Annotated in this window: 11 protein-coding genes; 7 read left to right on the top strand and 4 right to left on the bottom strand. The window is 68.0% G+C overall.

Going from position 1 to position 14,428, the window contains the following annotated elements; all coding sequences use genetic code 11:
- Positions 1-68: 68 nt before the first annotated feature.
- Positions 69-1,517 carry a DUF1254 domain-containing protein gene (locus tag ACKUB9_RS30645; RefSeq protein WP_407529939.1) on the bottom strand — a complete coding sequence of 483 codons (1,449 nt, stop codon included), beginning with the start codon at positions 1,515-1,517 and terminating at the stop codon, positions 69-71.
- Between the two features lie 502 nt (positions 1,518-2,019).
- Between ACKUB9_RS30645 and ACKUB9_RS30640 the strand changes: the two genes are divergently transcribed.
- Complete coding sequence (locus ACKUB9_RS30640; protein WP_407529941.1) at positions 2,020-2,145, top strand: hypothetical protein; 126 nt, start codon at positions 2,020-2,022, stop codon at positions 2,143-2,145.
- Between the two features lie 275 nt (positions 2,146-2,420).
- Here ACKUB9_RS30640 and ACKUB9_RS30635 read toward each other — a convergent pair whose 3' ends face one another.
- From ACKUB9_RS30635 to ACKUB9_RS30625, 3 genes are all read right to left on the bottom strand, one after another.
- The gene (locus tag ACKUB9_RS30635; protein ID WP_407529989.1) at positions 2,421-3,863 is read right to left on the bottom strand and encodes a DUF1254 domain-containing protein; all 1,443 of its coding nucleotides are present in this window, start codon (positions 3,861-3,863) and stop codon (positions 2,421-2,423) included.
- Between the two features lie 72 nt (positions 3,864-3,935).
- Positions 3,936-5,387: a DUF1254 domain-containing protein gene (locus ACKUB9_RS30630; protein ID WP_407529942.1), complete on the bottom strand. Its 1,452-nt coding sequence runs from the start codon at positions 5,385-5,387 to the stop codon at positions 3,936-3,938.
- 78 nt (positions 5,388-5,465) lie between these two features.
- Positions 5,466-5,825: a GCG_CRPN prefix-to-repeats domain-containing protein gene (locus ACKUB9_RS30625; RefSeq protein ID WP_407529944.1), complete on the bottom strand. Its 360-nt coding sequence runs from the start codon at positions 5,823-5,825 to the stop codon at positions 5,466-5,468.
- Between the two features lie 687 nt (positions 5,826-6,512).
- On the opposite strand from ACKUB9_RS30625, the gene ACKUB9_RS30620 reads away from it, so the two are divergent.
- The 6 genes from ACKUB9_RS30620 (at position 6,513) to ACKUB9_RS30595 (ending at position 14,345) form a co-directional block, all read left to right on the top strand.
- Complete coding sequence (locus ACKUB9_RS30620) at positions 6,513-8,183, top strand: arylsulfatase (RefSeq protein ID WP_407529946.1); 1,671 nt, start codon at positions 6,513-6,515, stop codon at positions 8,181-8,183.
- Between the two features lie 105 nt (positions 8,184-8,288).
- On the top strand, positions 8,289-9,956 hold the full coding sequence (locus tag ACKUB9_RS30615; RefSeq protein WP_407529947.1) for an arylsulfatase: 1,668 nt from the start codon (positions 8,289-8,291) through the stop codon (positions 9,954-9,956).
- Between the two features lie 18 nt (positions 9,957-9,974).
- Positions 9,975-11,015: an HAD family hydrolase gene (locus ACKUB9_RS30610; RefSeq protein ID WP_407529949.1), complete on the top strand. Its 1,041-nt coding sequence runs from the start codon at positions 9,975-9,977 to the stop codon at positions 11,013-11,015.
- A complete protein-coding gene (locus ACKUB9_RS30605) occupies positions 11,012-11,989 on the top strand; it encodes a formylglycine-generating enzyme family protein (protein WP_407529950.1) in 978 nt (325 codons plus the stop codon). Before ACKUB9_RS30610 ends, ACKUB9_RS30605 begins: the two co-directional genes overlap by 4 nt.
- 109 nt (positions 11,990-12,098) lie before the next feature.
- Complete coding sequence (locus tag ACKUB9_RS30600; RefSeq protein ID WP_407529952.1) at positions 12,099-12,953, top strand: DUF4344 domain-containing metallopeptidase; 855 nt, start codon at positions 12,099-12,101, stop codon at positions 12,951-12,953.
- Between the two features lie 366 nt (positions 12,954-13,319).
- The gene (locus ACKUB9_RS30595; RefSeq protein WP_407529954.1) at positions 13,320-14,345 is read left to right on the top strand and encodes a SphA family protein; all 1,026 of its coding nucleotides are present in this window, start codon (positions 13,320-13,322) and stop codon (positions 14,343-14,345) included.
- Positions 14,346-14,428: the final 83 nt, after the last annotated feature.

Below are 14,428 nucleotides of genomic sequence, written 5' to 3'. Positions count from 1 at the left end.
CGCTGCCGCCCGCCCCTGTGGCGGCGCAGCGGCGTGACGGTGCTGCCGCATGACTTCCGAGGTGGTAGTTAGAGCGTCGCGCTCGTGCTGCGCGTGACCGGCGGCGGCGCCCACGATCCGTTCAGCACGGCGTCCTTCGGCCAGTAGGTCCGCAGCATCAGGACGAACGGTCCTTTCGGGGCCGGCAGCCAGTTCGACTCCCGCTGCGCACCGGGGCTCTCGGTCTGGATGAAGAGATCGACCGAGCCGTCCGGGTTGGCCTTGAGGCTGTCGCGCGGGCTCACCGAGTAACGGTTGATCGGGTTGTCGACGAAGAAGTAGTCCGCGTCGTACATCGTCAGCGACCAGAAGCCGTCGACGGGCGGCAGCTCGCCGGCCGGGAAGCGCATCACGTACTTCGAGGCGCCGTTCAGCCGCCGGCCTGCAGCGTCGACGGTGGTCAGAGGATAGACGGCATCCTGCGGCAGGTTGCAGCCGAGCCCGACCGCCGTCACCAAGGCGCGCTGCAGGTAATCCTTGCCATAGTCGCCCCCATCGGTCGTGAAGGTCCAGCCATTCACATGCTGGCCCGTCGCCTTCAGGTGCCCCATGATGCGCGGGACGGCCTCTCTCGGCGCGCGCTCGATCGCCTCCCGGGCGGCGGGCGGCTGGCCTGCCGGATCGAAGGGCCGACCGGGCACGATGCCGAGCGAGGCCATCTTGGCGACCGCCACCCCGTCCGCGAGCGAGGGTGGGTTGTCCTTCATCAGACTGGCCAGGAGGTTGAAGTAGGCGGTCGCGTCCAGGCGGTTGACCTGCTCGCGCACGGCCGTCTTGGTGTCGACGCTCGGATCCACCCGGCCTGCAGGCGGCGTGTACGATCGTCCAGCCGCGCTGGCAGGAATGAGCCGGTACTGGTCCTGCAGCGCATGCACGGCCTTGTAGTCCTCGGGCGTGCCCGTGCAGTAGGTCCGGCCGAGGATCCAGATCAGGTTGGTCGGGGCCTGGATCAGCTTGGCGCCGGGCGGCACGCTGCCGCTCCAGCCCGGACCGGCGATGAAGTAGGTCTGCGGCCCGGTCCCGGTCGTGCGCTTGCCGGGCACCGCGAAGATGTTGGTCCACGCGCTCAGCATCGGCATGAGGAAGTAGCGCCCGTCCTCGTCCGGAATGCTGAGGAGATGAGGCTCTTTGCCGAGATCGACGAAGGCGCTGGAGTAGAGGGTGTCGGCGTTGGGAGCCGTGACCGCTCGGAACTTCGCGTCCGGGTACTCTCGCAGGTTGGCGAACTGGCCCATGGGGGCATTCTTGCCTTCCGGCGCGGCCACGTTGGTGAGGACGCGCCGGGTCAACTCCATGGTGACGAGCGGGTAGCCGTAGATGTAGGCGTCCGTTGCCAGGTCCAGCGGATCCGCCCCCGCGTTGTTGCCGATGAGCGGCGCATCCTGCGCCGTGGTCTGCGCCCGAGCGACGGGCAGGCCCGATCCGACGAGCGGGATCGTGGCGGCGCCGGCGGTGAAGATCCGTCTGGTGACACTCATGACTGCCTCCTGGGACTGGCTTTCTCAGGCGGGCCGCATCAGGGCGATCCCGGTAACGGTCACGAACCCGGCATGGCGTGCGGCCGCACGGCTTTGGACGGGATCAGGGCTCCGCGGACCGCGCTCCGGGCGGCGACACCGAGCAGGATCAAGGCATGACGCAGGGCAGTCATGTGCTTCACGGTGCGCCTCCCTCGGGATCGTTGTCGATCCGAAACAACAGCAGGCACTTGTTCCCGGTCGCGAAGTCGACAGCGCTCATCTCGCGCAATACATCTTGCCCGCACCAGAGCTCAAGTCTGTCGAGACGCAGATCTACGGATGCGCCCCATCCCTGAGGCGATGTATTCTTCGGGTGCTTACCATAAGCACGGCCAAGCCTACTGTCAAACCCAACGATAGACAGCAACAAAAATCAAATCTGTGCGGAAACTGTTCGACCTGTAACAAGTACGCTGGATTGCCAGCTGAGCTTCCGCACCGGAGGCAGTTTGGCTCACCCGTGCTCAAGCGCATGCGGGCCGGTCAGATCGGCGCCGTGATCGACATCCGCGATGCGCTGGACAGGCTGCACGCGGACCTCGATCTGCTGGTTCCCGCCATGCGAACGAGCCTGCGCGTCAAGTGACCGATCCCTCACCGCCCGGGTGGGCGCCCCCGCTGACGCCCATGCCGCGAGAGACCTCCGAAACGGCGGACGCCGGGAAACCGTGTCAGTACGGCTTCCGACTGATTGCTTCGCCATGCGGAAGCCGCCTTCGCTCAAGCGTGCGGAGCCGGAGGCTGCGCCGCGCATGTCTGGACTGCACCAAATAGGGAGGTGCACCAAGTATATGGTCAATCAAGCGTCCACGTGACGGACGAAGAAGAGCTCCGACCCCGAGATGCATGGTTGGCGTACAATCAACGCGTCGAGATCTTTTCGACGTCCGGCAACTTCCAGGATTTCTCGAAGAGGGGTTTCTCGGGGCCATAGAGGCGGAACAGCAGCTCGAACTTGCGGTTCGGGTCCGTCGGCACCCAGTTGGCCTCGCGGCCCTCCGGTGCTCGCGGGCCGAAGTAGACGTCGACCGACCCGTCCGCATTCGTCCGCATGCCGGGACTGATCGAGGCGACGCTCGCGCGTGGCAGGTCGCGGATGAGGGCGTGGGTGTCGCGGTCGTACGCCGTCGCCGACCAGTACTGCCGCACCGGGGCGTCCGGCGGCACCCGGAGGCGGTAGGTCGCGGCACCGTCGAAGGCGCTGCCGTCCTTGTCCTTGTTCACCATCAGGTAGAACTGCGCCGTGCCGAGGCGCTTGATGCCGGTGAAGCCCAGCGTGTAGGTCACGCCTCTCGCATCGACCGGGTAGGCGTCGCGGTCGGCATAGCCGCTCTGCACCGCTCGGATGACCTCCTGCATGGCGGCCGGAAACCATCGGATGCCGGGATTGATGACGGGGAAGCCTTCGTCGTAGCGCCGCGACAGCAGCGCCTGCGCCTCACGGGCCGCCTCGGTGAGAAGGGCTCGCATCGCCGGGTCGGGCGTGAACGGCTTGCCCTTCTCGATGCCGAGTGTCTTGAGCTGATCGATCATGACCCGGTCGCGGTCGAGCCACGGCTCGCCCTGCACCACCCGGTCGAGATGGCCGAAGAAGCTGGCGTCGTAGCGGATGGTGGCGTCGAACAGCACGTCGTAGGCGTCGGTGAACCGCGTCTCGGGCGCCTGCGCCGCCTGCGCCAGCGGGTAGACCTTCACCCGCTTGCCGTAGGCGACCGCCCTGGCGATGTCGGCGTCGCCGTGACTGGCGAGGTTCGAGCGGAGCAACGCGAAGCCCCCGTAGGTGTCCGACCGGAGCGGGATGTAGCCCGTCGGCGGCGGCTCCTTGTGGCCGGGCGGCAGGATCAGGTACCTGCCGCCCGCACCCCTGTCGGCCCCCTCCGGGCCGGCATCCTCGAGCGGCATCTGCCAAGCGTTGACGATGTTGCCGGCGATCGATCCACCCAGGGCGGGAGGGATCTCGATGACCAGCGGTCCCGTCTCCTTCACGTTCCAGAACGACATGAAGTAGATCGAGTCCGGGTTGGGCGTGAGCGTCTGGTTCTTCCAGTTGACCGGCCGGGACCAGTACACGACCTCGTTCGGCTTGGCGCTCGTGCTCTCCAGCATGGCCTGGAGCATCAGGTCCGCGTTGACGGCGGGCATGCCCCAGATCACGGCCTCGACGGCCCGTCGCTCCACGGCGCGGCGGGCGAGATCCTCGGCGGAGGAACTCCGTGCCTGTGCGGACGCCGTCGCGACCCCCAGGGCTAGGACGATCGCGGCGCCAACGGTCCGGCGCAGCGCGGATGCCGAGCGTTCGTGCATCTGCCGCATGGGGGAACTCCGTCTCTCGAACGCTGGACGCCCGGCTCCGGTGAGGAGAGGTGGTCGCAAGCCTCACTCGATCTCGGTGAGATCGCCCGGCTTCCAATGGCCGTCGAAGGCCGCCTGCTCGGGGCCGTAGATGCGGAGATAGGTGAACCAGCCGCGTCCGGGCACGGTCTTGATCCACCGCCCCTCCTGGCCGGCCGGCGCCGCGGGCCCGAAGTACAGCTCGGTCGGCTCGGACTTGGAAACATCCTTCAGCTCGAACAGCGACCGCAGGGCCGCCTTGCCCTGGTCGGTCTGAACCTCCGAGCGCGTCTGCGCGTCGTAGATCGTGACCGACCAGAACAGCTTGTCCGGCACGGGCTGCGGGATCGTGAGCTTGTAGCTCTTGGCGCCGTCCAGGTAGGCGCCCGCCTGGTCACGGGCGGCGAGCCAGTACAGCGAACCTGCACCGGCCGACCGCCGGAACATGGCCGGCGAGGTGACGATGGCCTGGGCGAACCAGCGGTCCCGCGCCTCCAAGTCGATGCCGGACGCGGTCTCGAACTGCGCGCTGCCGGGGACGAGGCCCGCCCATTCCCACGTGCGGTCGGGCCAGGCGAAGCGGTCGGGCCGGTTGCTGGCGAAGGCCGAGACCAGGAGCTGGTCGCGGCCGGTCCTAGCGGCCTGTTCGAGGATGCCCGTCATGCGCGCGTCGGGCGCGAAGGGCTTCCCCTTCTCGATGCCGAGCGCGGCGAGCAGCCCGTACATCGGCAGGAATTTTTCGACCACCGGCTCGGCCTCGACGATCCGGTGCAGCACCTGCCAGAACTGGATGTTGTCCTCCCAGCGCAGGGAGGTGCTGTCCATCGCGATCTCGGTGGTGTCGACGACGCGGAGCGGCTTCGGCTGGCCCGCCTCCGCCAGGGGATAGACCTTGATGGCGCGCAGCGCGTCCATGGCCTTGGGCACGTCCGCGCCGACCGGCAGGGCGCGCACCGCCAGCAGAACCTTGTTCGACAGGGACCGGCCGGAGAAGTAGCCGGCCGGGACCTCGCCGCTGAAGCCCGGGGGGAGCACCACGTGCTTGCCGCCCTTGCCGCCGTCCGGCCCGGGGATCCCCAGGTCGAGCACCCAGCCCTGGTGGTGGTCGTCGACGAGACCGATGTAGGGGCCGGGAGGCAGCTCGATGACCATCGGCCCCTGCGAGAGGTCGAGGGCGGCCGAGCCGTAGGGCGTGTCGGAGTTGAGGGTGAAGCCGACCTGCCGCGGGCCGGCCGCGGCGATGCCCATCCCCCGGTTGTCCGCGATGCCGGCGGCCCGGTTGCCGTTGAAGATGCCCTCGACCGAGACGGTGGGATACCAGAAGCGGTAGGCGGTGACCGCGCGGGCGAAGTCCGCATCGGTCCGGGCCTGGGCCGCCGCTTGGGGGGTGGGGTATCCTGCCGTGAAGGCGTAGGGCGCGTCGGCCGACGGTGAACTCGCGAACGCCGTTGCGCCGAGGATGCCGGCTGTCAGCAGTGTCGAAGCTGAACATTTCATCGACGATCACCGATTGCTTCACAGGCAAGAAAGTTTCGCGCAAGTATTCGGACGATCTCACGGCTCATCGATCGCCGCTCACCGACGGAAGCGGCCGCCCCCGTGGAAACCCCGTCCGCCGTAGAAGCCGCCCGCCCGACGTCCGTAGACGCCGCGACCGCCGTAGACCCGACCGCCATACACGCGCCGACCATAGACGGCGCCGCCCCGGTAACCGTAGACGCCGCCTCCCCGGTAGTAACCGTAGCCGGGCCCGCCGTAATAGCCGCCGTAGGCGTTCGGCCGACATCCGCCGTAGGGCCCGCGGTGAAAACCGATGCCGCAGCCGCCCGCTGCCTCCGCGGTGTCGACGCCGACCCGGCCCTTCTCCATCGCGCCGAGCCCGAGCCAGGCCCCGCAGGCCACGGCAAGGAGGGCCACCAGTTTCCTGCTTCGCATCGCGCGTCCTCCAGCGTGAGCCGGTGCGCCCGGGCGGATGGTCGCGCCAGCGTCCTGACCACCGCGCCGCACTTCGTGAGCCGCGACCGTTGAGGTGACTAGAGCGCCGGTCCCGGAGGGTGTCACCGCTGTAACGGTAACAGGGATGACACCGAGGCCCCGCCGTGAGGAGGATCGCCGAAGCCGGGCCGATGCAGCTGCAATGCAGCTGAAGGTCGGTGAGCCCGCGCTTCCTTGGTCCGACGGAGCGGCCCGGATGCGAAGTCTTTGCGACGAGCGGACGCTGCTGGGGACCCGCTCCCGGGGAGCACCGGACGAGCCACCCGGAGCGGGACGGCGACCGCCCGAACCGAGGTGGAGGCATCCGACGCAAGCGGGCGCCCTGGCGCCGCCGCGCATCGTCGACCGACGCAGCGAGCCTGCCGTCCGATGGGATCCCACAGGGCATGCGGGACGCGCGGGAAGCCGGCCAGGAACGCGGTGAGGCCGGTTCGGTGAGCAGCCCTCGACCCAGCTCACCGGCAGCGCGCCGGCCGCACCGGTGATTGGCCGCGCCGACCCACCCTCAGCCGGTGCCGATCAGGCTTGGTCAAGGCTCGCTTCCGCCACCGGGCTCGGCCCCGGGCCGAGCCCGTCGATATCCGATCTCGCCATGTCGGCGTCCGAGGCGTCAGCAAGGAGGACACCATGAGCCACGAAGCGGGAAGCGTGGAATCCGGCGCTGCCGAGAGCACGGCTTTTAGCCGGAGAAAGCTCCTGCTGGCCGGCACCGCGCTGGCGGCAGGCACGCCGTTCGGCGCCGAGGCTCAGGTGCAACCAACGCAACCGCAGCGGGCCGCCCCGCCGCAAGCAGGCTCATCGGCCAAGCCGCCGAACGTTCTGGTCATCTTCGGCGACGACATCGGCGTATCGCAGATCAGCGCCTACACCATGGGGCTGATGGGGTATCGCACGCCGAACATCGACCGCATCGCCGCCGAGGGAGCGATCTTCACCGATTCCTACGGCCAGCAGAGCTGCACCGCGGGCCGGGCCTCGTTCATCCTTGGGCAGGAACCCTTCCGCACCGGCCTCCTGACCATCGGCATGCCCGGCGATCCGCATGGGATCACGGATTGGATGCCGACGATCGCCGATGTCATGAAGACGAGGGGGTATGCCACCGGCCAGTTCGGCAAGAATCATCTCGGCGACCAGGATCAGCACCTGCCGACGAACCACGGCTTCGATGAGTTTTTCGGCAATCTCTACCACCTCAATGCCGAAGAGGAGCCGGAGGGATATTTCTATCCCAAAGATCCGGAGTTTCGGAGGAAATACGGTCCTCGCGGTGTCATCCATTCGCATGCCGACGGCCGCATCGAGGATACCGGACCCCTGCACAAGAAACGCATGGAAACCGTCGACCAGGAATTCCTTGCCGCGACAAAGGACTTCATCGACCGCCAGCACAGATCCGGCAAGCCGTTCTTCGTCTGGTTCAACACGACCCGCATGCACGTCTTCACGCACCTCAAGCCCGAGAGTGTCGGTAAAACCGGCAAGGGTATCGAGGCGGACGGAATGGCCGAGCACGATGGGCATGTCGGCGAACTCCTGAAGCAACTCGACGACCTCGGCATCGCCGACAACACCATCGTCCTCTACACGACCGACAACGGAGCGGAGTTGGCCCTCTGGCCGGACGGCGCCATGACCCCGTTTCACGGCGAGAAGGGCACGACGTGGGAGGGCGGCATGCGCATTCCCATGATGGTCCGGTGGCCGGGTGTCGTGAAGCCGGGCTCGCAGATCAACGACATCGTGACCCTGATGGATTGGATGCCGACCTTCGCCACGGCCGCGGGCATTCCGGACCTCAAGGAAAAAATGAAGTCCGGCTTCCAGTCCGGGACCAAGACCTTCAAGGTGCATCTGGACGGCTATGATCTCACGGATCTCCTGAAAGGCGGCGCCAGGACGCCGCCGCGCGATGTGATGTACTATTTCGACCAGGCCGGAAACCTGAATGCGATCCGTTGGAACGATTGGAAGCTGAGCTTCGCCATCGCGAGCGAAGGCAATATCGCGACGGCGACGCGCGAACGGCCGGGTTGGGCGCTGATCACGAACCTGAGGATGGATCCCTACGAGCGAGCCATGAAGGAGGGTGGGGGCGCACTCGAATTTCTCGCTCGAAACATTTGGCTTCTCGTTCCTATCCAGGCCAAGGTCAAAGAATTCTTCTCCGACTTCAGCGATTATCCCTATCAGGAGGGCAGCACACTCAATCCCAGCGGCATCGGTTACGGTCTCCTGCGACAGCAGGAAGCGCTGAAACGGTTGAAGGAAGTCGAACGCCTTATGCCGCCACGATGAGTTGCACCATGATCCAAGAGCAAACGGAGTGCCGACACGTCCGGTTCGGGCTCATGCCATGCGCAGCCGGGCCCATGACCAGGATCTATCCTTCAGGAGAGGACCATGAGCGACATCCGGCGGCCGACCGACGTCGTTGATGAGGATGCAAGCCGAGCGCTCAGCCGCCGCGCGATGCTCCTCGGGGGGACCGCTCTGGCCGCATCCACGATGAGCGCCGCGCCGGGCGCTCAGGCCCAGGCCCCGGCGCCGGCCCCGCAGCCCGCGCCCGCGCGGGCCGGCTCCTCAGGGCGGCCCGTGAACATCCTCGTGATGTTCGGCGACGACATCGGGCAGTCGAATATCAGCGCCTACACCTTCGGCCTGATGGGCTACCGCACGCCCAACATCGACCGCCTCGCCCGCGAGGGCATGATGTTCACCGACTATTATGCCGAGCAGAGCTGCACGGCCGGCCGCTCCTCCTTCATCACGGGGCAGTCGACCCTGCGGACGGGGCTGTCGAAGGTCGGCGTTCCGGGGGCGAGCGTGGGTTTGCAGAAGGAGGACGCGACTCTCGCCGAGCTCCTCAAGCCGCTCGGCTACGCCACGGGACAGTTCGGCAAGAACCACCTCGGCGACCGCGACGAGTACCTGCCGACGAACCACGGCTTCGACGAGTTCTTCGGCAACCTCTACCACCTCAACGCCGAGGAGGAGCCCGAGCAGCGGACCTACCCGCGCGACCCCGCATTCCGCAAGAAGTACGGCCCCCGCGGCGTCCTCAGGGCGTCGGCGGACGGCAAGATCGAGGATACCGGTCCGCTCACCAAGAAGCGGATGGAGACCATCGACGAGGAGACCTCGGCCGCCGCGATGGACTTCATCGAACGCCAGGTCCGCGCCGGCAAGCCGTTCTTCTGCTGGTTCAACGCGACCCGGATGCATTTCCGCACCCACGTCGCGGAGACTCGCCGGAGTCCTCCGGGCCTCACCGCCCGGACCGAGTATGCCGACGGGATGGTCGAGCACGATGGACACATCGGGCAGCTCTTGAAGAAGCTCGACGACCTCGGCATCGCGAACGACACCCTCGTCCTCTACACCACCGACAATGGCCCGCACATGAACTCCTGGCCGGACGGCGCGATGACGCCCTTCCGGAGCGAGAAGAACACGAACTGGGAAGGCGCTTTCCGGGTGCCCTGCATCATCCGCTGGCCGGGCCGCATCCAGGCCGGATCGGTCTCGAACGAGATGGTCAGCGGCCTCGACTGGTTGCCGACCCTCATGGCTGCCGCGGGCGATTCCGACATCGCGGGCAAGCTCCTGAAAGGTCACACGGCCGGGGCGAAGAGCTTCAAGGTTCACTTGGACGGGTACAACCAGCTGCCGTACCTCACCGGGCAGCAGGACCGCAGCGCCCGCAACAAGTTCTTCTACTTCAACGACGACGGTGACCTGGTGGCGATGCGCTACGAGAACTGGAAGATCGTGTTCGAGGAGCAGCGCGCGCCGGGCACGATGCGGGTCTGGGCCGAGCCCTTCACGACGCTTCGCATGCCGAAGCTGTTCGACCTGCGGGCGGATCCGTACGAGCGCGCGGATGTCACCTCGAACACCTACTACGATTGGTTCCTCTCGCAGCCCTACCTGATCTTCGCCGCCCAGGAGGAGGTCGCCAAGTTCCTCGCAACGTTCCGCGAGTTCCCGCCCCGCCAACGGGCGGCCAGCTTCAGCGTCGATCAGATCATCGAGAAGATGCAACGTATGACGGATGCGCATCATCAGTAGCGTGGATGGGGGCTGGCGATGTCCTCCCGGACTGGGACCTTCAGCCGCCGCTTCTGGCTTGCAGCCGCGGCGGTCCTTTCCATCCTGGCGGGACCGCCCTGGGTGGGCGCAGCGCGCTCCCAGGGCGACCCGTTGCCGTCCTGGAACGAGGGCGGCCCGAAGCAGGCCATCCTGGATTTCGTCGGGCGCGTCACCACGGCCGGCGGCCACGACTTCGTCGCGCCCCCGGACCGCGTCGCGGTCTTCGACAACGACGGCACGCTCTGGGCGGAGCAGCCCGTCTACTTCCAAGTGGCCTTCGCCATGGATCGGGTGAGGGCCCTCGCCCGGGCGCACCCCGAGTGGCGGGACACGCAGCCGTTCAAGGGCGTCATCGAGGGCGATGCCACGGCGGTCGCCGCCACCGGCGAGAAGGGTCTGCTGGAGATCATCGCGGCGACCCATGCCGGCATGACGACCGCCGCCTTCGATGCCCTCGTGGCGGAGTGGTTCCGAACCGCGCGGCATCCGCGCTTCCAGCGGCCGTACGACAGCCTCGTCTACCAGCCGATGCTGGAACTGCTCGCCTTCCTGCGGGCCAACGGCTTCAAGACCTTCATCGTCTCCGGCGGCGGGGTCGAGTTCATGCGGGTCTTCGCACAGCGCGCCTACGGCATCCCGCCCGAACAGGTCGTGGGCTCGTCCGGCGTCACCACGTTCGAGATCCGGCCCGACGGTCAGCCCGTGCTGATCAAGGAGCCCAGGGTCGAGTTCATCGACGACGGGCCGGGCAAGCCGTCCGGCATCAACCGGTTCATCGGGCGCCAGCCGATCCTGGCCTTCGGCAACTCGGACGGCGACCTGCAGATGCTGGAATGGACGGCCGCGGGGACCGGTCCCCGCTTCCTCGGCCTCGTCCACCACACCGACGCGGAGCGCGAGTACGCCTACGACCGCCGGTCTCACGTCGGCCGCCTCGACAAGGCCCTCGACGAGGCGGGGCGGCGCGGGTGGACGGTCGTCGACATCGAACGGGCATGGAAGGCGGTCTTCCCGCCCGCGCCACGGAGCGATCGATGACGGAGCCGGCCCTTCTCAACCGGACCACCGCTCCGGGCGCGGTACGGGACATGGTCTTCGTGCCCGGAGGCACGTTCCGCATGGGCTCCGACCGGCACTACCCGGAGGAAGCGCCGGTCCACCGGGTCCGCGTCGATGGCTTCTGGGTCGATCCGACGCCGGTGACGAACGCGCAGTTCCGCGCCTTCGTGCGCGCGACGGGCTACGTGACCATGGCCGAGCGGAAGCCGAACCCGGTCGACTATCCCGGCGCGTTGCCGCACATGCTCCAGGCGGGGTCCCTCGTGTTCAAGCCGCCGAAGGGTCCTGTCGATCTGAGGGATTGGAGCGCGTGGTGGCGCTTCAAGTTCGGCGTGCACTGGCGGCGGCCCTACGGGCCGGGCTCCTCCATCGCCGGGCTCGACGAGCACCCGGTGGTGCACGTCGCCTATGCGGACGCCGAGGCCTACGCGGCCTGGGCCGGCAAGGACCTTCCGACCGAGGCCGAGTGGGAGTTCGCGGCCCGCGGCGGCCTCGACGGGGCGGAGTTCGCCTGGGGCGACGAATTCACACCGGGTGGGCGGCACATGGCCAACACCTGGCAGGGCGCGTTCCCGCACCAGAACCTCGCCGAGGACGGTTACGAGCGCACCTCCCCGATCACGGCCTTCCCGCCGAACGCCTACGGCCTGTTCGACATGACCGGCAACGTCTGGGAGTGGACGACCGACTTCTACGTCCCGAAGCATCCCGCCGACGCGGCGAAGGCCTGCTGCATCCCGCAGAATCCTCGCGGTGGCCAAGAGGACGGCAGCTACGACCCGGCCCAGCCCGCGATCCGCATCCCCCGCAGGGTCGTGAAGGGTGGCTCGCATCTCTGCGCGCCGAACTACTGCCGCCGCTACCGCCCGGCCGCCCGCCACCCCCACCCGGTCGACACCTCGACCAGCCACATCGGGTTCCGCTGCATCCTTCGGACGGAAGCTCGTCCATGAGCGGTCGCGACCGGTGCCTTGGGACATGGACGCGGCGGCTGCCGTCCCTGATGCCGACCGAGCCGCGCGCGATGGCGGGCGTTGCCATGGCGGCGCGGGATGGGCGCTCGTGAGCCGCCGCCCGAGCCGCTGGTTCGCCCTCCCGCTCCTGGGCCTCGTCCTTCCCATCGAGGCTGCCGAAGCGCGCGGTCCGGTCCGGGCGGGATCCGACTGCATCCGTGTCGTCTACGAGGCTCCGAAGAAGGCAGCCTTTCGCGAGATCTACGAGTCCATGCGGCGGCAGCGCGTCCTGGAGCGTGTCGGCGCCATCGTCGGCCTGGCCCGCCTGCCGACCCGCCTGACGTACCGCCTCAAGGAATGCGCCGGGGAACCGAATGCCTGGTACGCGCCCGAGAGCCGGAGCGTCACGCTCTGCTACGAGCTGGTCGCCGGCGTCCACAAGGTCGCGCCGAAGACCCGATCACCCGCCGGCGTGTCCCACCACGACGCGATCGTGGGTCCCGTCGCGCAGATCCTCATGCACGAGAGCGGGCACGCCCTGTTCGACCTGCTGCGCGTGCCGATCTTCGGGCGCGAGGAGGACGCGGCCGATCAGCTGGCGTCCTACGCCCTGCTCCAGCTGGGTGGCAGGGAGGCCCGCACGGTGGTCAACGGGAGCGCCTACTTCTTCGCGACGACGGGCAAGTCCGAGCCGATCGACCATGGCGGCTTCGCGGACGTCCACGGCTTCTCCTGGCAGCGCTTCTACAACCTCGCCTGCCTGGCCTACGGGTCGGACGAGAAACGCTTCGGCTACGTCGTTGCCAAGGGCTACCTGCCGAAGGAGCGGGCCGAAGGGTGCGGCGAGGAATACGATCAGGTCGCATTCGCCTTCGACAGGCTGATCGTCCCGCACCTGCGCGTGAGGCCCGGGGGTGGGGAGCGGCTGCGGCGCGCCTTCCGGGGCGCGGCGCGCGGGCGGTAGATGCCGATCACGCCCTTGCGGACGGCGGCTCCGGCTCGTCGGCCCTCACCGCAGGAGCCTCGGTGTCGGCTGCCCGACCCGCGCACCGCACGATCGGTGTCTGCCATCATGAGGGCTCGGGCCGGCAGGGTTTGCCAGCCGCCTGCCTGCAAGCCGCGCCCTCCGCCAGATTTGACCACTGTCAAGCCTGTAACGGTATCATGCCGGTCGAATAGCGCAGGACCGAACCCTGATGTGGCAGGAAGGTCATACTGGTTCAGGATCTTGTGGAACCAGGGTTTACACGGCGTGCCCATGCCTGTTCCCTGATCTTGTTCCGGATTGTTTGCGGAATGCTGCACTCGGGACAGTGCGTTGGGGGCAGGCATGCGGGACGTCGTGCGTCACCTCGTCTGGGGCGTGGCTCTGGGTGCGCTCCTCGCGGCGAACCCTTCGGTCAAGGCCGCGGAGGGCGGCCTGAGCTTCTACATCGAGGGACAGGCGGTTCCGCTGGGCGGCGTGGTTCCCCCGCAAGGCCTGTACTTCGACAGCACGACGTACTTCTACAACGGCCGGCTCGGGGGCAATCGCGCCACCCAGCTCGGCGGCAACATCATCGCCGATGCCAAGGTGAACATCGTCGCCGACTTCGCGACGGTGCTGTGGGTCACGCCCGTCAAGATCCTCGACGGCGACCTCGCCCTCGCCCTCGTCATGCCCTTCGGCGAGCCGGCCGTGCGGGCCGGCGTTCTGATCAACGGCCCGCTCGTGAACCAGGCGCTCGGCCGGCCCGCGGGCGCCAGCGTCGGCGACGCCACCCTGAACCCAGGCGACCCCATCGTCTCCGCCTCGCTCGGCTGGCACTCCGGCCACTGGCATTGGAAGCTGGCTGGCGTGGTCAGCATCCCGGCCGGGGGCTACGAACCCGGACAGCTCTCGAACATCGCGCTGAACCGCTACCTGGGCGACATCTCGGCCGCCGCGACCTACCTCGACCCGACCATCGGCATCGAACTCTCCGCGGCGGCAGGCTTCACGCTCAACGGCACGAACCCGTCCACCCGGTACACCACGGGCCACGAGTTCCACATCGACGTCTCGGCCTCGAAATACCTCACCAAGGAATTGTCGGTCGGCGTCATCGCCTCCCACTACCAGCAGCTCACCGGTGACAGCGGTCCCGGCGCACGCCTCGGGCCGTTCAAGGGCCGGACGACGGCCGTGGGCGGCACGCTCGGGCTGACCGCCTTGGCGGGGCACATTCCCGTCACGGCCCGCGTGAAGGTGCTGCGCGAGGTCGAGGTCGAGAATCGTTTCCAGGGAACGGTCGGCTTCCTGGAAGTCTCCTTCCCGTTGTGGGTGCCCACACCGAAGGCCGCGGCCGAACCGAAGCCGGTGGCGGCGAAGTTCTGACCTCGCCTCTCGATCGGCGAGCGGAGGAAGCGGAAGCGGACCGGAGGCCCGGTCAGGGCCGTCGATCCCCTTGCTCCCTCGCG

The organism is Methylobacterium oryzisoli (assembly GCF_046557895.1).
GTDB lineage: Bacteria > Pseudomonadota > Alphaproteobacteria > Rhizobiales > Beijerinckiaceae > Methylobacterium > Methylobacterium oryzisoli.
Note: the sequence above shows the minus strand (reverse complement) of the source record. Positions and strands in the feature narration are given on the sequence as shown.